The organism is Hymenobacter ruricola, from assembly GCF_015694525.1.
In the GTDB taxonomy this organism is placed as follows: Bacteria; Bacteroidota; Bacteroidia; order Cytophagales; family Hymenobacteraceae; genus Hymenobacter; species Hymenobacter ruricola.
On record NZ_JADQDM010000016.1, the window covers coordinates 38,456 to 61,663 of the forward strand.

Consider the following 23,208-nt stretch of genomic DNA (forward strand, 5'->3'; position numbering starts at 1 on the left):
GCGGATGTATCTGCTGGAATGCGCGGACTCGCCGAGTCCACGCTACGCTGTGTTGTATCTTCGGGAAGTATTGAGGGGAAAAGTATCCAATGAAAATTATCAGCGTCCGTTTCGCTAATCTTAACTCGCTGCCCGGTCCGTTTCTGATTCGCTTTGATGAGACGCCGCTGGCGGACACCGGATTGTTTGCCATCACGGGGCCCACGGGGGCGGGCAAAAGCACCCTGCTCGACGCCATTTCGGTGGGCCTCTACGGCCGGGTGCCGCGCCACGACCGGCAGGTGGGCGAAATGGTGAGCCGCCACGCCAAAGACGCGTTTTCGGAAGTAGAATTTGAGGTGCACGAAACCGACCCCGACACCGGCGTGGTGGACCGGGTGCGCTACCGCTCGCGCTGGGAAGTGAAGCGCAAGGTGCGCGGCGAAGACAAAGGCAGTCTCAATGCCGACGCCATGTCGCTGGTAATGAGCCCGTCTAACGCGGCCGTCATCAGCGGCAAAGAGGCTGTGCCCAAACGGGTGGGCGAGCTGTCGGGGCTGGATTTTGGGCAGTTTGAGCAGTCGGTACTGCTGAGCCAGGGCAAGTTTGCCCGCTTCCTGCACGCGCCCGAAAAGGAGCGCAGCGCCCTGCTGGAGAAGATGACCAACGTGGGCATATATTCGCGGCTCTCGGTGGCGGCGTTTGAAAAAGCCAGGGAAGAAGAACTGAAAACCAAGCTGCTGCGCGCCAAGCTGGACGCCACCCGCCTGCTGTCGGAAGACGAGCGCGCGGAGTTGGAACGGCAGCTCGACGTGTTGCACCAGCAGGCCGAGCAGCACTACGAAGAGCAGCAGGACCTGAACCTGTGCCTGACCTGGCGCACCATTCTGGACCAGCTCGACAAGCAACTGTGGGAAGCCACCCGCGAAGCCGAGCGCCTGCGCCAAGCCGACGAAACCCTGCAAGTTGATTTCGCCCGCCTCGACGGGCACGTGCGCGCCGCCGGCGTCGACAAACCCCTGGAACTGGCCGAAGCCGCCGAAAAAGAAGTTGCCACCGATACCGCGCAGCTGCAGGAACTGGCGCGCGCCTTGCCCCTGCTGGCCAAAGCAGCCGAAACCGCGGACGCCGCCCACGGTACCGCCACCGAAGCCCATGCCGCCGCGCTAGCCGAGGAAAACCGGCTGCGCCCGCTGCTCAACCAGGCCCAGCAGCAGGACGCGGCCATTGCCGCCGCGCTGCACCAGCTGACGCTTAAGCGCGAGGCCTATGGGCAACACGAGGCCGAATACAAACAAGCTGAAACCGAGCTAGCCCAGCAAAAAACTGAAATCGAGGGCCTGCAAACGCAAAGCTCCGAGCTGGACCGGTGGCTTATTGCGCACAATGCCGAGGTTGAGCTCAAAAATCAGTTGTTTGAGCTAAGCCGCGAAATCATTGATTTGCAGGGCGCCCAAAAGGAAATTTCCTCCCGGGAAACCCGCCGCGCCGAGCTGCTCAAGAATCAGCGCGAAGCGGCCACCGATTTGGAGCGCCAGCGCGGCCTCGAAACCGAGGCCCTGGCACGCCAGCAAACCATCAAAGACGAGGGCCAGCCCTGCCGCACCGAGCGCGATGCGCTGCTGGTGGACACCACGGCCGCGGCCCTGGCCCAGCGCGCCGACGACCTGACCACCTACCGCCAGGGCCTGCAGCAGCTGCTGCCCAAGGCGGAAGCCGCCCAGGAATACCAGGCCCGCGCCCGGACGCTGACCGCCGAAATCGAACAGGAAGCACCGGTTCTATCGGCGGCGGAAACGGCGGTAAGTCACCTCGAAACGCGCCTCAAGGACGGCAAGGCGCTGCTGGAAAGCTACCGCCGCGAGCTGCGCGCCCAGCAGGCCATGGCCGACCTCAACGCCCACCGCCAGCACCTGCACGACGGCCAGCCCTGCCCCCTGTGCGGCGCGCTGGAACACGCCTTCGCCGCCGATTTTGCGGCCGAGGCCGACGAGCAGGAGCAACGCGTAGCCCAGCAACAGCAGGCCCTGACGGCGCTGGAAGAAGAACTGCGCCGCGCCACCAGCACCTGCACCCGCCGCCAAACCGAGCAGCAGCAGCGCCAGCGCCAGCGCGACGAAGCCACGACCGCCGCCGCCGAAGCCCAGCAGCAAGCCGGGGCGCTGGCCGCAGCTCTGCTGCCCACCCCGGCCCAGCCGGCCGATGCGGACGCGGTGCGCGCCCTATTGGCCGAGGCCACCGCCCAGCAGGAAGCCGCCGTAGCGGCCCGCCGCCGCCTGGCCGAGCTGGATGAAAAGCTGGCCGCGCTGCGCGAGAAGTACCTGCAGGCCGGCGAGGCCGCCACGGCCGCCCAGCGCGAGATTCCGCGCCTGCAGGAACGGCAGGCCGCCATCGAAACCGCCTTGAATGAACTGGCCGAAGAGTTGGTGTATTGGCGCGAGCAGGCCGACATCTTCCAGGGCACCATCCGGGATATTCTGCGGCCGCACCGCCTGGCGCTGCCTGCCCAGCCGCCCTACGACGGCACTCTGGCCACGCTGGGCGAGCGGGCGGAGTACTACGAAGCGCAGGTCATCGCCCAGACTGCGCTGGGTAAAACGCTGCAGGAGAAAACCATTCAGCTGGAATCCCGCACTGAGGCGCTGGCCCGCCAAGCCACGCAGCTGGCGGCCGATGCTGCCGGGCTGGATGTCGACCAGGAAACCCTCAACCAGCTACGAGCTGCCCGCCAGGCTCAGTATTCCGGGCCCGACCCCGCCGCCGAAGCCGAGCAGTTGCGCAAGGCCACCCAAGCCCTGGCCGAGGCTATGCAGTTGGCGCAAACGCAGCTGGCCGACCAGCAGAAGGCCCTAGCCATCAAGCAAAGCGCCCGCACCGGCCTGGAAACGCAGCTAGAAGCCCACCGCACGGCCTTCGCCCAGCGCGAAGCCGAGTTGAACACGGCCCTGGCCGCCGCCAATCTGGCCAGTGCCGCCGATGCCCGCGCCCTGCTCCTGCCCCCGGCCGAGGCCGAGCGCCTGCACCAGTGCCGCCAGGACCACCTCACGGCCAAAGCCGCCACGGCCCGCCGCCTCGCCGACCTCACCGCCGAGCAGCAGCGCCACGCCGAGGCCGGCCTGACGCCCCACCCCGCCGCGGCGCTAACCGCCCAGCTCAACGCCCTTTCGGCCGCCGACGACACGCTGCAGCAGAAGCTGGGCGCTGTGAGCAACCAGCTCAAGCAGGACGACGACGCCCGCCAGCTGCAGGCCGACGGCCTGCGCGAGCTGGAACAGCGTCAGAAAGAAGAGCAGCGCTGGCAGGACCTCAGCGAGCAAATCGGCTCGGCGCGGGGCGACAAGTTCAGCCAGTTTGCCCAGGGCCTCACGCTCACGCACCTGGCCCGGCTGGCCAACCTGCGCCTGCGCCAGCTCACCGGCCGCTACACCATCCTCAAAACGCCGCACCGCAACCTGGAGCTGCAAATCATCGACCACGACCAGGCCGACACCGTGCGCCCCATGGCCTCGCTCTCGGGCGGCGAAAGCTTCCTCGTGAGTTTGGCCCTGGCCCTAGGGCTGAGCGAGCTGGCCGGCCACAAGGCCCGCATCGAGTCGCTGTTTATCGACGAAGGCTTCGGCACGCTGGACCCCGACGCGCTGAACACGGCCCTGGATGCTTTGGAACGCCTGCAGCACTCGGGCAAGATGATTGGCGTCATCTCCCACGTTTCCGATTTGAAGGACCGGATTGGCACCCAGATTCGGGTGCGACCCGGTGCCGGCGGCAACAGCACCGTGCACCTGGTGGGCGTGATGGGCCACGAAACCAGCTGCGCCGTGCCGGCCCAACGGCCGGAGCCGGTGGCCGGCTAGCGCCGCCCGCGCCGGTTGGTGATGCGCTCCACGCGCTGCCGCTTTATCCAGCGCAGGTAGGTTTGCAGCTCTTCGGCGGTGCGCAGAGCCTCCACCGTGGCATACTGGCGGGCCAGGGCGCGGTTGCTCAGGAAGCGGTGCACGCTGCTGTGGCAGGGCTGGCACAGGTCGACGGTGGGGCCGTAGCGGCCACCTTCTTCGCGCGGCACCAAGTGGTGGCGCGAGGTGGCCTGCACCTCGCGCTCGCAGAGGCCACAACACGGGTTCGCGGAAAGGGAAGGTTGAGCGGAAGGCCCTTCGGCGGGCCGCAAGCGCCGTCTGGCCATGCGTCGAAAACGAAGAATCAGGGTTGGCTTTTCTCAAAACTATAACAGCTGGGAGATGGCGCAAGTTGCTTATTTGTTCTCAGGGCGTTACCTTGGCCTCGAATGAGCTTACTTGCTTTTTTATGAGCAACGATGGCTTGTTGCGCTTCACTTTTTTGCTGCTTCGCATGATGATAACTGTACCTGCCATTTCTTTTCCCAAACGCGCGGCGCGGGCGGGCCGGGCCACCGGCGCCCTGCTGGCGCTGTTGCTGCTGAGCGCGGCCGCGCCGGCCCGCGCCCAAACGTGGATGGTGAGCACCACGGCCCAAATAAAGCTGGGCATTCTCGACAAATACGGCCAGATAGGGCCCTACACGGCCACGTTTGTGGTGCACAACGAAAAAACCGGCAAGGACTATTTCCTGGTGAAGCAGCTGGGCCAAAACCAGAAGGGCGTGGACGTGCTGTTTCCCACCGACCCCTCCGACCCCGAATACTTCAAGGCCGAAAGCGGGGAAGCGGCCACGGCCACGCCCGGCCGCTACACCTGGGAATGCCGCGTGAAGGGCGTGAAAGCCGTAGGCGGTCGCTTCGTGTTTCCGGAAGTGGCTAACGACGTGACGGTGATAAACAGATAGGCCGGCCCAGCTGGGAGGCGAAATTTGTGGAAAGCCTGGCCCTGTGCCGGGCTTTCTTCGTTATAGTACGCTGCGCTGTTTCCTTTTTTAATTGCTTTGCTTATGCCCCGCAAGTCTTTTTCCGAACTCATCAACAGCCCCGGCATGCCGGTATTGGTCGACTTCTACGCCACCTGGTGCGGGCCCTGCAAAACCATGGCGCCCATCCTGGAGCAGGTGGCGGCCCAGCACGGCGGCAAGCTGCGCGTCATCAAAATCGACGTGGACCGCAACCCCGCCGTGGCCCAACAATACCGCGTGCAGAGCATCCCGACGCTGATTCTGTTTCATCAGGGGCAGCCGGTATGGCGGCAGGCGGGCGTGGTGCCGGCCCCGCAAATAGCGCAGGCCCTGCAACCGTTCGTGGGCAAATAAGAGCGGTTGGGCCGCTGCCGGGCCGCCACCAAACTATTCTGCCGCACGCTGGCGTTGGGGGAGCGTTACCTTTGCGTTCCCCTGCTGCCAACTGTATGGTTTTTAGTTCTTCTCTGCGTTATCTGGTTCTTGTTTTGGTGCTGTTTGGCCTTGGGCCGCACCGGTCTTTCGCACAGAATGCCAGCCGGTTTACGCTCAGCGGCACCGTGCGGGGGGCCCGTGGCGAAACCCTGCCGGGCGCCAGCGTGGCCGTGCCTCAGCTCGGCACCGGCACCGCCGCCGATTCGGTGGGCCACTTCAGCCTGACGCTGCCCGCCGGGCGCCACCAGCTGGTGGTCGCCTCCATCGGCTATCAGCAAATCACCCGTGACATCAACCTGACGCACAGCCAGCGGCTTAATTTTTCGCTCGAAGAAGGCGGCAACGAGCTGGGCGAAGTGGTGGTGGAAGGCGCCGCCACGCTGCAGGAAAAACTCAAAACCACCCAGATGGGCGTGGAGCACCTGAGCGTGCGCGAAGCCAAGCTGCTGCCGGCCCTGTTTGGCGAGGTCGACATTCTGAAAACCCTGCAGCTGAAGCCCGGCGTGCAGAGCGGCGGCGAAGGCACCAGCGGCCTGTTTGTGCGCGGGGGCTCGGCCGACCAGAACCTGTTTTTGGTGGACAACGCGGTGGTGTACAACCCCAACCACTTGTTCGGCCTCTTTTCGGTGTTCAACTCCGACGCCGTGCAGGGCGTGGACCTGTACAAGTCGGGCTTTCCGGCGCAGTTTGGCGGGCGCCTGTCGTCGGTGGTCGACGTGAAGCTGCGCGAGGGCGACCGGCAGCACTACGTGGCCACGGGCGGCATCGGGCTCATTTCGTCGCGCCTCACCTACGAGGGGCCCATTAACAAGGGCAAGGGTTCGTTCATTGTGAGCGGCCGGCGCACGTATTTCGACATTTTTACGCGGGCCCTCAACCGGGCCAACGAAGGCAAGGAAGACTACAGCCCCATCCCGGACTACTACTTCTACGACATGAACGCCAAGGCGAACTACACGCTGGGCGACAAGGACCAGGTGTTTTTCACGGGCTACCTGGGGCGCGACGTGTTCGGGTTCAGCAGCACGGGCGGCTTCAATTTCAACTTCAACTGGGGCAACACCATCGGGACGCTGCGCTGGAACCACGTGTTTTCGCCCCGGCTGTTTCTGAACACGTCGGTGGCGGTTTCCGACTACCACTACAGCCTCACCAACCGGCTCGACCAGTTTTCCTTCGGCCTGGGCTCCAACATCCGCGACTACACCGCCCGCACCGACGCCGAGTACACGCCCAACGACAGGCACCTGCTGAAGGCGGGCGCCACGGTCACGCAGCACCGCTTCGGCGTGGGCCGCCTCGATGCCAACTCCGGCGACGGCCGCGTGAACTTCGGCTCCGACGTGAACTACTACGGGGCCGAGGGCGCCCTCTACGCCTCCGACAACTACAAAGCCACCGACAAGCTGCAGCTCGAAGGCGGCCTGCGCCTCACCGGCTTCCGCAGCGGCTCGGACCAGTACGGCGGCCTTGAGCCGCGCGCCTCGGCCCGCTACTCGCTCAACGAGCGCACCTCCTTCAAGGCCAACTACGCCCTGATGTACCAGTACGTGCACTTGGTCACGAACTCCGGCGCCACCCTGCCCACGGATATCTGGTACCCCTCGCGCCTGTCGGTGAAGCCCCAACGCTCGCAGCAGGTGAGCGGTGGCGCGAGCTTTCTGCTGGGCCAGGGCAAGTACTTGCTCACCAACGAAGTATACTATAAGTGGGGGCAGAACCAGGTTGATTTCAAGGACGGCGCGCAGCTGTTCGTGAACCCGGAGCTGGACGCCGAATTCATTTTTGGCAAAAGCTGGGCCTACGGCAACGAGATTTACCTGGAAAAGAAAACCGGCAAAACCACCGGCTGGATAGGCTATACGCTGGCCTGGAGCTGGCGCAATTTCCAGCCCCAGCGCGGCACCACGGGCATCAACAACGGCCAGGATTTCCACCCCAGCTACGACCGGCGCCACAACCTGACCGTGGTGCTGCTGCACCAGCTCAACCCGCGCGTCAACCTCACGGCCAGCTTCGTGTTTAGCTCCGGCAACCTCACCACGCTGCCCCTGGGCCGCTTCGGGGTGCAGGACATTCCCGGCTCCAGCGTGGGCCTCGACCCGCGCCCGGTGCCCATCTACCCCGACCGCAACTCCTACCAGCTCATCCCCTACCACCGCCTGGACCTCGGCGTGGTCTACAAAATCGGCTCCCGCCTCAACCAGGACCTCACCCTGAGCATTTACAACGCCTACAACCGCCGCAACGCCTACTTCGTGTTCTTCGAAACGCAGAAGGACAAGATTTCTGGCCGTACCGTCGGCTTCGCGGCCAAGCAGGTGTCGCTGTTCCCCGTCATCCCCTCGCTGACGTACAATTTCCGGTTTTAAGCCCGAACCGTCATGTCGAGCTTGTCGAGACATCTCGCGTGAGGCAGTAACTCAACTGATTGGATTACTACGGCACGCGAGATGTCTCGACAAGCTCGACATGACGTTCTAACAACGGTTTCTACATGAATTACCTCTTAAAGTCCGCTGCCTTTCTCGCCATCCTGGCCCTGGCCGGGTGCAGCAACCTGCAAAACGACATCGACGTGCCGTTGCCTTCCTACTCGTCGCAGCTGGTGGTGGAATGCTACCTGGAGCCCGGCAAAGTGCCCAGCCTGGCCGTCACCACGTCGGTGCCCTACCTGAGTTCCGTGCTGCCGCAGGTGCCCAGCGACGTGACCGTGACCCTGATTATGCCCAACGGCACGTCGGTGCCGCTGGCGTACTCGCCCAACTTCAAGGCCCTGACGGACACCACGGGCGAAAAATTCCATTCGCACATCGGGCGCGACCCGCTGGTGGCCCGCCCCGGCGACGTGTTCCGGCTCGACGTGCGCGACACCAAGGGCCGCCACGCCACCAGCACCACCACCTACCTGGCCCCCATTCCCATCGATTCGGTGGAGTTTAAGTTTAACGACAAGACGGGCTCGGAGCGCAAGGCCTACTTCCTCACCAATTTCCGCGACCCGGCCACGCCCGGCGACTGCTACCGCCTGCAGCTGCACAAGGGCGACCCCATCCCCAAAAACCTCATCAAGAGCCCGGAAGTGGACATATCGCTCGAAGACCGGCTGCTCAACGGCCAGAACTTCACCGTGGGCACCAGCTACCGCTTCAACGCCAACGACTCGGTGACGGCCACGCTCTACCACACCGAATACGCCTTTTACCGCTTCCGCCAGTCGGTGCGCGACGCCCGCAACGCCAACGGCAACCCCTTCTCCCAGCCGTCCGCCATTTACGGCAACGTGGAGGGCGGCGTGGGCATTTTTGCCGTGCTCAGCGCGACCCGAGCGACGAAGGTTGTCAAATAGCTTTTAGCTCCTTGGAATGTATAAGAACGGTCAGGTCGAACTGGTCGAGACATCTCGCGTGCTGAAGCAAAATCCTTCGATTGGAATACTGCGGCACGCGAGATGTCTCGACCAGCTCGACCTGAACGTTCTGCTGCGCTCGGCCTGACCGTCCTTTTTTTAGGCGGCTGCCGCTATTCCAGTCCCGCCACCACGGCTTTAATTAATGCCGTAAGGCGGGGCTCGGCGGCGGCGGCGGCGGCGAAGATATCGGCCAGCACCACCGGCTTGAGGTGGCCGGGCGCGCACAAATCGGTGATGACCGACACGGCCAGCACCGGCAGGCCCAGGTGGCGCGCGGCAATGACTTCCGGCACCGTGCTCATGCCCACGGCGTCGGCCCCGATGGTGCGCAGGTAGCGGTACTCGGCCGGCGTTTCAAGCATGGGGCCGGGCACGCTGGCGTACACGCCGCGGCGGGTGGTACCGGCTTGGCCCAGCGCCTGGGCGGCGGCTTCGGCGCGGGCCAGCAGGTCGGCGTCGTAGGGCGCAAACATGTCGGGGAAGCGCGGGCCCAGCTCGTCGAGGTTGGGGCCAATGAGCGGGTTGCCGGGCTGCAGGTTAATGTGGTCGTCAATCAGCATCAAATCCGCGATGTTGAAATCGGGGTTGAGGCCGCCCGCCGCGTTGCTCACCAGCAGCCGGCTGATGCCCAGCAGCTTGAGCACCCGCACGGGCATGGCCACCTGCTGCATGGTGTAGCCCTCGTAGTAGTGGAAGCGGCCTTGCAGCACGGCCACTTTTTTGCCGCCCATGCGGCCCAGCAGCAGGCGCCCGGCGTGGCTTTCCACCGTGGAAAGCGGGAAGTTGGGAATGTCGGCGTAGTTGATTTCGTGCGCTACCTCCACTTCGCGGGCCAGCGCGCCCAGGCCGGTGCCGAGGATGATGCCCGTTTCGGGTTGAAAACTATTGGCCTGGGCCTGGATGTAAGCGGCGGCTTCGCGGAGTTGGTCGAGCATCATGAGTTGAGCGAATGTATAAAAATTGTCATCCTCATCTGGCGTACGCGCAGCGAAGGACCTTCTCATTGTTGAACGATTTGTTCAAGCTCGAAAAGGTCCTTCGCTGCGCGTACGCCAGATGAGGATGACAGATGGCAGGGCAACAAATGCGGTTACTGAATGTCGAGCGTGTAGGGCAGGCGGGCCTGCACGCCGCGCATCTGCATCAGTTGCTGGTACTGGGCGTAGGCGGGGTACAGCGGGCCGAGCTCGGTTTTGAGGGCTTTGGTTTTGGCTTCGTCATCGTCGTCGCCCAAGCCGAACGTTCTCAGGAGGCCTTCAAGCTCCGAACGCTGGCGCGGCAGGCGCTGCACACGGTAGTCGTCGGCCTTGAGGTGGGCGCGCTGGGCCGCGAGTTGCAGGGCGTCCTGGTAGTCGCCCAGCACGTCCACGAGACCATTTTCTTTGGCTTCGAGGCCGCTCCAGACGCGGCCTGAGGCCAGGCGGCGCAGGCGCTCCACGGGCATGTGGCGGCCCTGGGCGGCCTTGCTGGTGAAGTCGGCGTACGTCCGGTCCACTTCGTGCTGCAGGGCCTTGCGCTCAAACTCCGACAGCGGGCGGGTGATGGTGGGCAGGTCCGAAAACTTGCCCGTCGTCACGCGGTCCACCGTGATGCCGAGCTTGTCGGCCAGCAGCGGCTGGATGTTGGGCAGCACCATAAATACCCCAATGGAGCCCGTGATGGTGTTCGGGTGGGCCACGATGGTGTCGCAGGCCATGGCGATGTAGTAGCCGCCCGAAGCCGCCACGTCGCTCATGCTGGCAATAATCGGCTTCACTTTTTTGGTGAGCACCACTTCGCGGTAAATGATATCCGAAGCCAGCGAGGAGCCGCCGGGCGAGTTGATGCGCAGCACCACGGCCTTCACTTTGTCGTCGAGCCGGGCCTTGCGGATGGCCTCGGCAAACTTGGTGCTGCCGATGTTGTCGTCGGAGCCTTTGCCGGTCACGATGTCGCCCTCGGCGTAAATCACGGCGATGCGGTTGCCGCTGGTCTTGCCTTCTTTTTCGTCGGCGTCGTCGCTGTCGGTGTACTCGCTCAAGCTCACCAGGCTGGGCTTTTTGTCTTTGGCCAGGTCGAGCTTGCCGCGCATGTAGTCCTGCACTTCATCGAAGTAGCCGAGCTTGGTCACCAGTTTCAGGCGCAGGGCGTCGGGGGCGTTGTGCACCAGCATGGAGTCCGAGATGACCTTGAGGCGGGCGGGGTCGATGCCGCGGGCTTTGGCCACCTGCCCCACCATGTAGCCGTTGATGGAGTTCAGGAACGAGACGGTCTGGTAGCGGGCCGAATCGGAGAAATTCTCCCGAAAAAAGGGCTCCACGGCGCTTTTGAACGAGCCGACGCGGAAAATGTAGGGCTGAATGCCGGCCTTGTCGAACAGGCGTTTGTAGAACATCACCTCCGAGCTCAGGCCGTTGAATTCAAGCGTGCCCTGCGGGTTGAGGTAGATTTCGTTGGCGACCGAGGAGAGGTAGAAGCTTTTTTCAGAAGCGATTTCGTGGTAGGCCACCACGAATTTGCCGCTCTTCTTGAAATCAATCAGGGCGTCGCGCACTTCCTCCAGCGAGGCCATGCCGCCCTGAATGATGCCCAGGTTGAGCAGAATGCCCTTGATGTCGCCGTCGGTTTTGGCGCGCCGGATGGCCTCTTTCAGGTTCACCAGGCCGGTGGAAGAATTGTTGCCGCCGAGGCTGAACCTGCTGTCGCGCCCACGCTCGCTCAGCGGCTCGTTCAGCTTCAATTCCAGCACCGAGTTGGCCGCGACCTCCTTCTTATCGCCGGCGCTGGCCGCCGCCCCAATGATGGCCGCAAAGACCACGAAACCCAGGAAACTGAATGCGACCAGGCCCACGATGGTGGCCAGCACAAACTTAAAAAACTGACGCATAAGACCGCAGATTTAACAGATTTTAACGGATGAAACGGATTTTTTGTGGTTTCGCGCCCACCTAGTTCGGCCAGGATTGCGGCCAATTAGCCGGCAAGTTACACGCACTTGTATCGTTTGCCTTTGGCGTGCATTACGCAAACGCGAGGTGTTACTCAGAACCACAAAAAATCTGTTTTATCCGTTAAAATCCGTTAAATCTGCGGTCAATAGCCATACTTCTCGCCCCACCAGCCGCGCAGGCGCTCCTGGATTTTCTGCTCGCTGGCGTTCTGGCCGGGCTCGTAGAAACGGGTGCCGCTCAGGGCGTCGGGCAGAAACTCCTGCTCTTCAAAATTGCCTTCGCCGTTGTGCGAGTAGGCGTATTCCCTGCCGTAGCCCAGCTGCTTCATCAGGCGCGTGGGGGCGTTGCGCAACGGCACCGGCACGGGGTGCACACCGTGGGCCTTCACCTCGGCCTGCGCCGCCCGGATGGCCAGATAGGAAGCGTTGCTTTTGGGCGAAGTGGCCAGGTACACCACGGTTTGGGCCAGAATCAGGTCCGACTCGGGCAGGCCGATGACGGTGCAGGCCTGGAAGCAGCTGGTGGCCAGCATTAGGGCGTTGGGGTTGGCGTTGCCAATGTCTTCGGAGGCCAGGATGACCATGCGGCGCGCAATAAACTTCACGTCCTCGCCGCCCTCCAGCATCACGGCCAGGTAGTAGAGCGCGGCGTTGGGGTCGGAGCCGCGCATGCTTTTGATGAAGGCCGAAATGACGTCGTAGTGCATTTCGCCGCCCTTGTCGTAGCGGGCCAGCGGGCGCTGGGCCACCTGCTGCACCACGGCGTCGGTAATCTGAATGGTGCCTTTTTTATCGGGGGGCGTGCTCTGCACCACGATTTCCAAGAGGTTGAGCAGCTTGCGGGCATCGCCGCCGCTGAGGGCCAGCAGAGCATGGTCTTCTTTGAGGTTGACCTTTTTCTGCTTCAGGGCTTCGTCCTCGGTCAGCGCTTTCTTCACCAAATCGCGCAGCGTTTCCGCGCTCAGCGGCTCCAGCACGTACACCTGGCAGCGCGAGAGCAAGGCCGGAATGACCTCAAAGGACGGGTTTTCGGTGGTGGCGCCAATGAGCGTGACCGTGCCGTTCTCCACCGCGCCCAACAAAGCATCCTGCTGGGCCTTGCTGAAGCGGTGGATTTCGTCAATGAACAAGACGGTGCCGCGCTGCCGCTTGGCTTTGTCGATGACGTCGCGCACGTCCTTCACGCCCGCATTGATGGCGCTGAGGGCCGAAAAAGGCTGCTTGAGCTCGCTGGCCAGCAGGTGGGCCAGGGTGGTTTTGCCCACGCCGGGCGGGCCCCACAGAATGAGACTGGGCAACCGGCCGGCGTTGAGGTAGCGGCGCAGCACGCCGGTTTCGCCCACCAGGTGCTGCTGGCCGGCGTAGTCGGCCAGGCGGCGCGGGCGCTGGCGCTCGGCCAGGGGCGCGTCGGGGCCGGGCGCGGGCGGCGGGGTGAAAGCGGCGGGTTCGTCGTCGGGAAAGAGGGAGGCCATGGGCAGGTTTTGGGCAAAGTTCGGGCAGCGCGCCGGGATGAATACGTGTTTTTTGCTTTTCATGAAAGCGTGGCAGTGCGTATTTGCAGGGGCGCGCTCGGCCGTGCTGCCACGGCCATACCTTTGGGCATGGCTTTTTTTCGGCAGCGCTTCCGGGCAACTAATCCCCTCGACTGGCCGAAATTGGGCCTGCTGGCCGCGTTGCTGCTCCTGTTTGCCTGGAACGTAGGCGCCCCGGTTTTGCACGTGTGGGACGAAGCCCGCCTCGCCGTGAATGCCACCGAGATGCTGCGCAGCGGCGACTGGCTCATCACGCGCTACGAAGGGCAGCCCGACCTGTGGAACACCAAGCCGCCGCTGCTCATCTGGCTGCAGGCGGGCAGCCTGGGGCTGTTTGGCTACAGCCCGTGGGCCGTTCGGCTGCCCTCGGTGCTGGCGGCGCTGGCCACGGCCGGGGCGCTCTACCGGTTTGGGCGCGCGGTGCTGGGCAGCCGCTTCGTGGGCACGTTCGCGGCCCTCATCCTCGCCACCAGCCCGGGCTTCAACGGCACGCACGTGGCCCGTTTCGGCGACTACGACGCTCTGCTGACCTTCGGGCTTACGGCCGCGGCCCTGAGCTGGTACCGCTACGCGCAGGAGCAGCAGGGGCGCTGGCTGTGGCGGGGGGCCGGCTGGTTTGCGCTGGCGTTGCTCACCAAATCGGCCGCGGCAGTACTGGTGCTGCCAGCGGTGGCGGTGGGCGGGCTGGCGCTGCCGGGCGGGCGCCGGGCACTGCGGCAGTGGCCCACGTATGTTGCCATTGCCGCGGCGTTTGGGCCGCTGGGGCTGTTTTATGGGCTGCGGGAGGCCGCGGCGCCGGGCTACCTGGCGGCCACCTGGTTTAATGACTGGTACGGCCGGTTCAGCCAGCACATCGTCACGGTGCAGTATCCGTGGTGGATTTATTTCCAGCGCCTGCTTTTCCCCGGCCTGATGACCTGGAGCTGGCTGCTGCCGGTGGGCGCCTGGCTGGGGCTTTCGGCCACGTTGGTCCCCGGCCCCAAACGCCGCTTTGCCCAATTTGCCGGCTTGTTTGTCCTCACCTTTCTGGTCCTGATATCGGTGGCGCGCACCCGGCTGGGGTGGTACAGCGCGCCCGTGTACCCCATGGCCGCGCTCCTGTGCGCGCTCGGCCTGGAGCACCTCGCCCGGCAGGCCCGGCTTCGCTGGCACTGGCCCGCCACGGCCGTGACGGGCACGCTGGCCGTGGCGCTGGCGGTGCCGACGGGCCTGCTGCTGCACCACGAGCACGCCCGCCGGGAAGCCGAAAAAACCGACCCCCTACTGCGCTACGGCTACCAGTTGCCACCCCTCGCGGCCAGCCGGCCCAGGTATTACACCTTCAGCATTCTGCAGGAAGACCGGTACCACGCCGTGCTGAATTTTTACGTGGCCGCCCTGCGCCAGGCCGGCGTGCAGCCGGTTGTTGTGCCGGCCGAAGACGTGACCTTGGGGCGCCTGCGCCCCGGGCTGCTTTTCGTGGGCTCCGAGCCCATGCTTCGCTCCGTGCAGCAGCGTTATTATACCAAGTTGCTAATGCCCGTTGCCTCAGGGGTTTTCCTTCGGATTCTGGGCCCTAAATAGCCGCCCCCGTGGCGGCGCGGCGGCCGGGCGGTTTCGTCGTTCGGCGAAAATAACCGGCCGGTGTAGCGGCGCAGCGCGAACTTTGCGGCTCCTGCTTCCGAACCATTGGCGCCGGCCTAGCCCGGCTTCTGGTTCGCGCCATCCCGCGCCACGCTCCATCTCCACTTATGCGCACTCAATACCGCGTGCACGCGGCCCTCTTCCTCGTCACCGTCATCTACGCGGCCAACTACAGCTTGTCGAAAGACGTGATGCCGCACTACCTGCACCCGTTCGGCATCGTCTCGTTGCGCATCATCGGGGCCATTATTTTCTTCGCCGTCATCAAATTCATCGTGGCCCGCGAAGACCGCATTACGGGCCGGGCCGACAACCTGCGCTCCATTGCCTGCGGCGTGCTCGGCATCGGGCTCAACCAGCTGCTGTTCTTTTCGGGCCTGAACCTGACCGCGCCCATCAGCGCCTCGCTGCTGCAAACGGTGGCGCCCATTGTGGTGGTCATCGCCTCGGCCGTGCTGCTCCGCGAGCGCATCACGCTGCCCCGGGCCCTGGGCATTGGCGTGGGCGCGGTGGGTGCGGCCTCGCTCATTCTGGGCCGCAACGCGCACACGGCGGCGGTGTACCCGCAGGGCACGCTGGGCAACATTTTTATCCTGCTCAACGCCACCGTATTTGGGGTTTACCTGGTCATTGTCACGCCGCTCATGCGCAAGTACCACCCGTTCACGGTGCTGGGACGGGTGTTTCTGGTGGGCGGGTTCATTGCCATTCCCTTCGGCTGGCGCGAGGTTCTCACGGCCGACTATGCCAGCTTCCCGCTCTACATCTGGGCCGAGGTGGGGTTCATGATTTTCTTTCTCACCATCCTGGCTTATTTGCTCAACAACTGGGCGCTGAAATACGCCTCCCCTGCCCTGCTGGGCGTCTACATCTACCTGCAGCCGGTGCTGGCCGTGCTCATCGCCGTGGGCCTGGGCAAAGACCACCTCACCCTGGGCAAGGCCGGGCAGGCGGCGCTCATCTTCCTGGGCGTGTGGCTGGTGAGCCAGAAACCCAAGGCGACCAAGGTACCGGAGGTAGCGGTGGAGTAGTAATTTACGCACTCTCCATTTTACCCTTCGACTCCGCCATGCGTCTTGTTTTGGTGACATTGTTAGGCGTGCTGATGCTTTTACCGGGTTATGCGTCCGCTCAGACCGCCGCTCCGGTAGATTCTACGGCAACCCTACGCCGCACTTATTCGGAGAAAATGCCCGTGTTTCCGGTTTTGGAACCCGGCGATAGCGCCCGCACCACCAGCCAGCGGATGACCCGTTTCATCAGCAAAGACTTCAAATACCCGCGCACCGCTCTGCGCGACGGCGTTGGGGGAAGGGTTTTTTTTTCTTTCACGGTCAACGCGCAGGGCCACACCACCGACCTCAAGCTGGTAAAAGGCGTTCGGGCCGACATCGACGCCGAGGCGTTGCGTTGCATTCAGCGCCTCGCAGCCGTTACCTGGCAGCCGGGATGGCAGGACGGCCGCCCCGTCAGCGTCTCGTTCACGGCGCCCCTTACCTTCAGCGTTAGCACTGGCACCAAGGACGCTCCTTCCCCCTGGTCCGCCGACTCTCTGGACCTGGGCCCTTTTCAAAAGCTGGCTCTCCCGACCCAGGCCTGGAACAGCGACCGCAAGGCGCTGCCCGCCGGCAAAGGCCTCATCTACGGCAGTTGCCTGCAACGCCTCGGCGGGACCAGCAGCCTGGGCACGGGCGAGTACGTGCGCCTCGTGAACGTCAGGACCGGCAAGTCGGTGCGGCTAAACGTCAAGCCCGCGCTCAATTCCCGCCGGGAAAACGCCTTTTGCTACGCATTGCCGGCGGGCCGCTACGCCTTGTACCTCTACGAATTTCCCGACCCTGTGTGGGGCGCCTGCCGAATGCACACGGAGAGCATCCGCAAGCCCGCCCCCGGCCGGGGCTATTCCTCGTCTTTGAGCAGCACCCGCTTCCAGTTTGTGGTGGAAGCCGGGAAGTTACATTACGTGGGCACCTGGAACCTCGCCAACGAAAACCAACCGGAAATTCTGAACGAGAAGTCCATCCTGGATGCCCGAATGCAGCCCAACTTCGAGTCGTTGCGATTCAGCGACGCCCAAGTAGCGGTTCCTCAGTAAGCTCTCCTGTGCGAGATACTTCTTGTTTGCATCCCCTTCTTTTAAATGAAAAAGGCCCGACTGAATAAGCCGGGCCTTTCTACTATATGATTTCGGGCAAATTTTACAAGTGAATCACCTCGCCATACGCGGCGGCGGCGGCCTCCATAATGGCTTCGCTCATAGTGGGGTGCGGGTGCACCGCCTTGATGATTTCGTGGCCGGTGGTTTCCAGCTTGCGGGCCACCACCACTTCGGCAATCATCTCGGTCACGTTCGAGCCAATCATGTGGGCGCCGAGCCACTCGCCGTACTTCTTGTCGAAGATGACTTTCACGAAGCCGTCTTTCACGCCGGCGGCGCTGGCTTTGCCCGAGGCCGAAAACGGGAATTTGCCCACCAGCACGTCGTAGCCTTTTTCCTTGGCTTCGGCTTCGGTGTAGCCCACGCTGGCAATTTCGGGCGAGGCGTAGGTGCAACCGGGGATGTTCTGGTAGTTGAGCGGCTCGGGGTGGTGACCGGCAATTTTCTCCACGCAGATGATGCCTTCGGCCGAGGCCACGTGGGCCAGCGCGGGGCCGGGCACGATGTCGCCGATGGCGTAGATGCCGGGCACGTTGGTCTGGTAGAAGTCGTCCACAATCACGCGGCCGCGCTCCACTTTAATGCCCAGCTCTTCGATGCCGATGTTTTCGAGGTTGGTGGTCACGCCCACGGCGCTCAGCACCACGTCGCACTCTATCACCTGCTCGCCCTTTGCGGTTTTGATGGTCACTTGGCAGCCTTCGCCGGCGGTGTCCACTTTGGTAACTTCGGCGCTGGTGAGCACGTTCACGCCGATTTTGCGGAACGACTTCTCCATCTGGCGCGACACTTCCTCGTCCTCCACGGGCACGATGCGGGGCAGGTATTCCACCACCGTCACTTCCGAGCCCATGGTGCGGTAGAAGTAGGCAAACTCGACGCCGATGGCGCCCGAGCCCACCACCACGAGGCGCTTGGGCAGCTGTTCCATGGCCATGGCCTTGCGGTAGCCGATGATTTTTTTGTTGTCGACGGGCATGGTGGGCAGCTCGCGCGAGCGGGCGCCGGTGGCCAGGATGATGCTCTTGGCTTCCACCGTTTCCTTGCTGCCGTCGGCCTTGGTCACTTCCACTTTGCCGGGGGCCAGCACTTTGCCGGTGCCCATCACGGTTTCGATTTTGTTCTTTTTGAACAGGAAATTGATGCCCTTGCTCATGCCGTCGGCCACGCCGCGGCTGCGCGAAATCACGGCGCCGAAGTCGTAGCCCACGCCTTCGGCTTTGAGGCCGTAATCGGCGGCGTGGTTGAGGTATTCGAACACCTGCGCGCTCTTGAGCAGCGCTTTGGTGGGAATGCAGCCCCAGTTGAGGCAGATGCCGCCCAAGGATTCGCGCTCAATCACGCCCACTTTCAGGCCCAGTTGCGAGGCCCGGATGGCGGCCACGTACCCGCCGGGGCCACTGCCGACCACGACCAAATCAAATTGCAATGCCATAAACTTCTCAGGAAGACAGGAAGAAAAAAGTACACCGGGCCCGGCTGGGGGCCCGCCCAATTAGGTTCGCAAAGATAGCCGCACGTCCGCACCGCGCCGCAATCCCGTAGCTACTGCTTAGCTTGCCAACAATGTTTTGGCCCAAAGGGTGCTAGCAGCCAATCTTGTCCGGGCACCGTATAAGCCCCGGTTGGGCCCAAAAAGGCGCGCAACTCTCATTTTTAGCATTCATGAAATCACTTCTTCGCACTCCTTTGGCCGCGCTGGGGCTGTTGGCCTTCCTCACTAACTGCGCCACCACCGTCACCGAAAAAGAAAAACCCACCGTGACCAGCCAGCCCATGGAAGCCCCCGTGGCCACCGGCGCCGTCCGCTCCGACTCCACCGGCGCCGCCGCCACGGCCACCGATGCCCGCGTGGCCACCACCGCTTCGGCGGCCACCGCCGAGCCCGCCGCCACCGCCAACGGCCTGCCCGCCGAGATGGCCGGCGCCCCCGAAACGGCCGCGCCCAACACGCCCAGCGCCACCGCGGCCTCGGCCGAGCGGGCCAAAGAGAAAAAAATGACCGCCGCCGACTACCGCACCATGCTGGAATCGGCCGACTCGCGCCTCAAAACCAGCCCCAAAGACCCCGCCGCCCTGCTGCAACGGGCCAAGGCCAGGAGCTACCTCAAGCAGTACAAAGAGGCCATCCCGGACTACACGGCCGCCATCAAGTACCAGCGCAACAACCCCGATGCCTACTACAACCGCGGCGTCAACCGACTGATGATGAAGCAGTACAAGGCCGCTGCCACCGACTTCTCGGGCGCCCTCAAGTACCGGCCCGACGACAAGGAATCCTTCTTCGGCCGGGGCGTGGCCAAGATGCAGATGTACCAGTACAAGCCCGCCGTGGTTGATTTCACGAAAGCCATTCAACTCGATTCGGCCTACGCCGACGCCTGGGAATACCGCGGCATCAGCTACTCCTCGTTTGATAAGCTCTCGGAAGCGCGCCGCGACCTGGAGCGCGCCGCCAAGCTCAACCCCGAAGCCGCCAAAAGCCTGAAGCGCTACGTGGGCGCCAACGACGGCCTGGCGCCCATCAAGCCCGCCCCGGTGGCCAAGCCGGGCACCGGCTACCACCCCAAGCCCGGCTACCACAAGCCGGCTACTGCGCCAGCCGCGAGCACGCCGGCGCAGTAGCCGAAGCAGTCAAAAAAGTTGTCAGAACGTCATGTCGAGCTGGTCGAGACATCTCGCCCGGGGCAGTAATCAATTGATTAGTGGCGGCACGCGAGATGTCTCGACCAGCTCGACATGACGTTCTTTTTTGTTCGGGTGTTCTTCTCCTGCTTCCCCTCCCTTACTTCCCGCCAAACAGCAGCTTGAAATAGAAGCCCGGCTTGCGCAGCTGCTCGCGCAGGTCCAAATCCATGAACATCATGGAGAGCGTGGCGGCCAGTGTGGGGTTGCTCACGGCGCGGTTGGCCACGATGTTGAAGAGGCTGGGGAAGTTGAGCAACCGCTGCATCACGCGGCTCAGGCGCAGCTCCTGGCCGAGGCGGTTGTACACGGCCTTGTCGTAGTTTTTCAGGAATTCGGGGCTGAAATCGGCTTTTTTCACGGCCTCCACGGCCCAGGTGGCGGCGTGGCGCCCGCTCACCATGGCGTGCGAGATGCCCTCGCCCGAAAACGGGTCGATGAGCGAGCCGGCGTCGCCGAGCAGGAAATAGTTGGTCCCCGACAGCGCCCGCCGCTTCGAGCCCAGCGGCAGGCCAAAGCCCCGCACCGGCCCCAGCCGCGTGGCCCCGGCAAAGCGCGGCGCCAGCGTGGGGTGCGTGGCCAGAATCTCGTCGAGGCGCTGGCGCAGGTTGATTTTCTTGGCCGCCACGGTTTTGGAGAGCATGCCCACGCCCACGTTGGCCTGGCCGTTGGGCAGCGGGAATACCCACAGGTAGCCCGGCAGGAAGTCCTTGATGAAGTGCAGCTCGATGAAATTATCGGGGCTAAGGCCGCTCACGCCCTCGTAGTAGGTGCGCAGGCCGGCGCAGTGGTGGTCGGGCTCCAGGGCGTGGCCGGCCACTTTGCGGGCAAATTCCGACTGGGCGCCGTTGGCCACCAGCAGCAGGCGGCAGGTGGCGATTTCCTGGCCGGCTTTGTCGAATAATTGCCAGCCGCCGTCGGGCAGGCGCTCGGTGCGGGCCACGTCCACGTTCTCGCGGAAGTCAATTTCGGGCCGCTGCCGCACTTCCTCGACCAGGAAATTATCGAAATCAATGCGCTTGGCGACGTGGCCGGCGGTGGCGTCCTGGGTCTTGTCGAACTTGGGCTTGAAGGGGATGCTGAGCTGGCGGCCGTTGGGCGCGATGAAGTCGATGCCCCAGCTCGGAATCTGGCGGGGCGAGGCGGCCAGCTTGGCGTGCAGGCCGGGCTCGATGCGCTTCAACTCGTTGATGACCTTGCCGCTGAGGGCATCGCCGCACACTTTGTCGCGCGGGAAAGCGGCGCGGTCGAGCAGCAGGCAGGGGTGGCCGGCGTTGGCCAGGTGCAGGGCGGCGGTGGCCCCGCCGGGGCCCGCGCCCAGGATGCAAATGTCGTGATGGGGCATAATCTGCGGCGAAGTTAGGCCGCCGTTGCGCGAACGTAGCGCGGACTTTTAGTCCGCGAGCCCGCGGTCAATGGCAGAATCATCTGGCCGTTCCCTTCGCGGACTGAAAGTCCGCGCTACTTACCTTCGCCCCATGACCAACACACTCACCGGAAAAGTGGCCCTCGTGACGGGCGCTTCCAAAGGAATTGGCCGCGCCATCGCGGCGCATTTTGCCCAGTTGGGCGCCCAAGTGGCTTTCACCTACCTCTCCTCCGTCGAAAAGGGCCAGGCCCTGGAAACCGAGCTGTCGGCCGCCGGCACCAAGGTGAAAGGCTACCGCTCCGACGCTTCCGACTATGCCCAGGCCGAAAAACTCATCGACGACGTGGTGGCCGAGTTCGGCAAGCTCGACATCCTCGTCAACAACGCCGGCATCACGCAGGACGGCCTGCTCATGCGCATGAGCGAGCAGCAGTGGGACCAGGTGCTCAACGTCAACCTCAAGTCCGTTTTCAACCTCACCAAGGCCGCCACCAAGCCCATGATGCGCGCCAAAAGCGGCAGCATCATCAACATGACCAGCGTGGTGGGCATCAAGGGCAACGCCGGGCAGGCCAACTACGCCGCCAGCAAGGCCGGCATCATCGGCTTCACCAAATCGGTGGCGCTGGAGCTGGGCTCGCGCAACATCCGCTGCAACGCCGTGGCGCCGGGCTTCATCGAAACCGAAATGACCGACGCTCTTGACCCCAAGCAGGTGGACGAGTGGCGCAAGGCCATTCCTTTGAAAAGAGGCGGCCGGCCCGAGGACGTGGCCAAGGCCACGGCCTTTCTGGCGTCGGACGACTCGGCCTACATCACCGGCCAGGTGCTGCAGGTGGACGGCGGAATGCTGACGTAGCCGAGCGTTTTTCTCCTACAGCTTCGCTTGCTCCTTCCAACGAATCTGAATCAGGCTGTCGTAATCGTTACTCCGTCTTTTGGGAATGGGGTAGAGATAATAACAGCCTGATTCCGTTACGAGGGTGAGGTTGCTGTATGGCGTCAAACCGCCAGTCGCCGTCGAGACAAGCCGAAATTGCCCTGGGCTTACATGCAGCAGATGCAGCGAAAAAGCATCGTCGCCTTTTGCCAGGCAAGCGCGAATGCTGCTTTGCATCACGGAGTCGCTGTAGTGCCGCAACTGTTTATTATGCATTTGTGCCGCCAATTCCTTTTGAAAATTCAAGGCTCCGACGAATCCCATGTCCGGGAAGCAAGCAATTGTGTTTGATGGTGGCGGCTTGATAACAATTTCTGATGGCAGGAATTGCAACCCACTTTTTGTCCAGCCATAGCCCGCGCAAATAAACCCGGCTGCAAATCCAAAAATCAACAGCAGCGGAAACGTCACCCACTTAGAAGTCAACACCTGCAAATACGGTTCTTGTCGGCTTGTTCGTTTCATGGGTGGTGAAAGACGTTTTATGAGTTATTTGAAGTGGCTAATTTGGTCAGCAGTAGCATCATTTGGCTTGCTCTTATCGGGCTTGGTCTACATTTGGATTGAGGGGCCTTATGCCAAGCAGCGGACCGTAGAACGCCATATTCGCATTTATTCGCATGCCCCCAATCCGAAAATACCTGCTCCTGCTCACGCTAAGCGCGGTCCTCGTTGCCGTGGCGTTCAAGCCCGTGCGCCGCGCCTATAGCTATGCCTTCGGCCAGATGGCGGCCGACCGCCAGCGGCTGCGCAACGGCGACTTGATTTTCCAAACGTCCAAATCGGAGCAGAGCCTCGCCATTCAGTTGGCCACGCATTCGTCGTATAGTCATTGCGGCCTGGTTTGCCAGCAGAACGGCGAATGGATGGTTTTGGAAGCCATCCAGCCGGTGAAGTTCACCTCGTTGCGCAAGTGGGTAATTCGTGGCAAGGGCGACCATTATGTAGTGAAACGCCTCCGCGACGCCGATAAAGCCCTGACGCCACAAGCCTGGCAGCGCATGCTGGCCGCCGGGCAAGCCATGCTGGGGCGCGACTACGACCTGGCCTTTGGCTGGTCCAACGACCGGATTTACTGCTCCGAGCTCATCTGGAAAGTGTACGAGCAGGGCCTGGGCCGGCAAGTGGGCCAACTGCGGCACCTGCGCGATTTCGACCTGAGCAACCCCGTGGTGAAAGCCAAATTGACCGAGCGCTACGGCCGCAACCTGCCGCTGAATGAAACCGTCATTTCGCCGGTCAGCATCTTCAACAGCCCCGAACTGGTTACCGTGCTCAGCCGTTAA

At 63.3% G+C, this 23,208-nt stretch carries 18 protein-coding genes; 11 read left to right on the forward strand and 7 right to left on the reverse strand.

Annotated elements, in window-relative coordinates:
• Positions 1-89: 89 nt before the first annotated feature.
• Positions 90-3,833: an SbcC/MukB-like Walker B domain-containing protein gene (locus tag I2H31_RS20845; protein ID WP_196294989.1), complete on the forward strand. Its 3,744-nt coding sequence runs from the start codon at positions 90-92 to the stop codon at positions 3,831-3,833.
• On the opposite strand, the gene I2H31_RS20850 is transcribed toward I2H31_RS20845, so the two are convergent.
• Complete coding sequence (locus I2H31_RS20850) at positions 3,830-4,159, reverse strand: HNH endonuclease (RefSeq protein ID WP_230687964.1); 330 nt, start codon at positions 4,157-4,159, stop codon at positions 3,830-3,832. The two genes, I2H31_RS20845 and I2H31_RS20850, sit on opposite strands and share 4 nt — an antisense overlap.
• 167 nt (positions 4,160-4,326) lie before the next feature.
• Between I2H31_RS20850 and I2H31_RS20855 the strand changes: the two genes are divergently transcribed.
• The 4 genes from I2H31_RS20855 (at position 4,327) to I2H31_RS20870 (ending at position 8,623) form a co-directional block, all read left to right on the forward strand.
• Entirely contained in the window at positions 4,327-4,779 is a 453-nt protein-coding gene (locus I2H31_RS20855) for a hypothetical protein (RefSeq protein WP_196294990.1), read from the forward strand.
• A 102-nt stretch (positions 4,780-4,881) separates the two neighbouring features.
• On the forward strand, positions 4,882-5,193 hold the full coding sequence (gene trxA / locus I2H31_RS20860; protein WP_196294991.1) for a thioredoxin: 312 nt from the start codon (positions 4,882-4,884) through the stop codon (positions 5,191-5,193).
• A gap of 137 nt (positions 5,194-5,330) precedes the next feature.
• Positions 5,331-7,646, forward strand: coding sequence for a TonB-dependent receptor (locus tag I2H31_RS20865; RefSeq protein ID WP_317192253.1), 2,316 nt, complete (start codon positions 5,331-5,333; stop codon positions 7,644-7,646).
• A 125-nt stretch (positions 7,647-7,771) separates the two neighbouring features.
• Complete coding sequence (locus I2H31_RS20870) at positions 7,772-8,623, forward strand: DUF4249 domain-containing protein (RefSeq protein ID WP_196294993.1); 852 nt, start codon at positions 7,772-7,774, stop codon at positions 8,621-8,623.
• A gap of 173 nt (positions 8,624-8,796) precedes the next feature.
• On the opposite strand, the gene I2H31_RS20875 is transcribed toward I2H31_RS20870, so the two are convergent.
• The 3 genes from I2H31_RS20875 to I2H31_RS20885 form a co-directional block, all read right to left on the reverse strand.
• The gene (locus I2H31_RS20875) at positions 8,797-9,621 is read right to left on the reverse strand and encodes a purine-nucleoside phosphorylase (protein ID WP_196295055.1); all 825 of its coding nucleotides are present in this window, start codon (positions 9,619-9,621) and stop codon (positions 8,797-8,799) included.
• A 155-nt stretch (positions 9,622-9,776) separates the two neighbouring features.
• Positions 9,777-11,552, reverse strand: a complete 1,776-nt coding sequence (sppA, locus tag I2H31_RS20880; RefSeq protein ID WP_196294994.1) for a signal peptide peptidase SppA — start codon at positions 11,550-11,552, stop codon at positions 9,777-9,779.
• Between the two features lie 206 nt (positions 11,553-11,758).
• Positions 11,759-13,087, reverse strand: a complete 1,329-nt coding sequence (locus I2H31_RS20885) for a replication-associated recombination protein A (protein ID WP_196294995.1) — start codon at positions 13,085-13,087, stop codon at positions 11,759-11,761.
• A 129-nt stretch (positions 13,088-13,216) separates the two neighbouring features.
• Between I2H31_RS20885 and I2H31_RS20890 the strand changes: the two genes are divergently transcribed.
• The 3 genes from I2H31_RS20890 to I2H31_RS20900 all read left to right on the forward strand — a co-directional run bounded on the left by I2H31_RS20890 (position 13,217) and on the right by I2H31_RS20900 (position 16,865).
• Positions 13,217-14,710, forward strand: coding sequence for an ArnT family glycosyltransferase (locus I2H31_RS20890; RefSeq protein ID WP_196294996.1), 1,494 nt, complete (start codon positions 13,217-13,219; stop codon positions 14,708-14,710).
• Between the two features lie 167 nt (positions 14,711-14,877).
• Complete coding sequence (locus I2H31_RS20895) at positions 14,878-15,801, forward strand: DMT family transporter (RefSeq protein WP_196294997.1); 924 nt, start codon at positions 14,878-14,880, stop codon at positions 15,799-15,801.
• Positions 15,802-15,977: 176 nt separating this feature from the next.
• Positions 15,978-16,865: an energy transducer TonB gene (locus tag I2H31_RS20900; RefSeq protein WP_196294998.1), complete on the forward strand. Its 888-nt coding sequence runs from the start codon at positions 15,978-15,980 to the stop codon at positions 16,863-16,865.
• 103 nt (positions 16,866-16,968) lie between these two features.
• On the opposite strand, the gene lpdA is transcribed toward I2H31_RS20900, so the two are convergent.
• Complete coding sequence (gene lpdA / locus I2H31_RS20905) at positions 16,969-18,363, reverse strand: dihydrolipoyl dehydrogenase (protein ID WP_230687965.1); 1,395 nt, start codon at positions 18,361-18,363, stop codon at positions 16,969-16,971.
• A 230-nt stretch (positions 18,364-18,593) separates the two neighbouring features.
• On the opposite strand from lpdA, the gene I2H31_RS20910 reads away from it, so the two are divergent.
• Complete coding sequence (locus tag I2H31_RS20910) at positions 18,594-19,553, forward strand: tetratricopeptide repeat protein (RefSeq protein ID WP_196294999.1); 960 nt, start codon at positions 18,594-18,596, stop codon at positions 19,551-19,553.
• A 160-nt stretch (positions 19,554-19,713) separates the two neighbouring features.
• Here I2H31_RS20910 and I2H31_RS20915 read toward each other — a convergent pair whose 3' ends face one another.
• Positions 19,714-20,958, reverse strand: coding sequence for a geranylgeranyl reductase family protein (locus I2H31_RS20915; RefSeq protein ID WP_196295000.1), 1,245 nt, complete (start codon positions 20,956-20,958; stop codon positions 19,714-19,716).
• A gap of 133 nt (positions 20,959-21,091) precedes the next feature.
• Between I2H31_RS20915 and fabG the strand changes: the two genes are divergently transcribed.
• Complete coding sequence (fabG, locus tag I2H31_RS20920) at positions 21,092-21,841, forward strand: 3-oxoacyl-[acyl-carrier-protein] reductase (RefSeq protein WP_196295001.1); 750 nt, start codon at positions 21,092-21,094, stop codon at positions 21,839-21,841.
• Positions 21,842-21,856: 15 nt separating this feature from the next.
• Here fabG and I2H31_RS20925 read toward each other — a convergent pair whose 3' ends face one another.
• Positions 21,857-22,387: a hypothetical protein gene (locus tag I2H31_RS20925; protein ID WP_196295002.1), complete on the reverse strand. Its 531-nt coding sequence runs from the start codon at positions 22,385-22,387 to the stop codon at positions 21,857-21,859.
• 155 nt (positions 22,388-22,542) lie between these two features.
• Between I2H31_RS20925 and I2H31_RS20930 the strand changes: the two genes are divergently transcribed.
• On the forward strand, positions 22,543-23,208 hold the full coding sequence (locus I2H31_RS20930; protein ID WP_230687966.1) for a YiiX family permuted papain-like enzyme: 666 nt from the start codon (positions 22,543-22,545) through the stop codon (positions 23,206-23,208).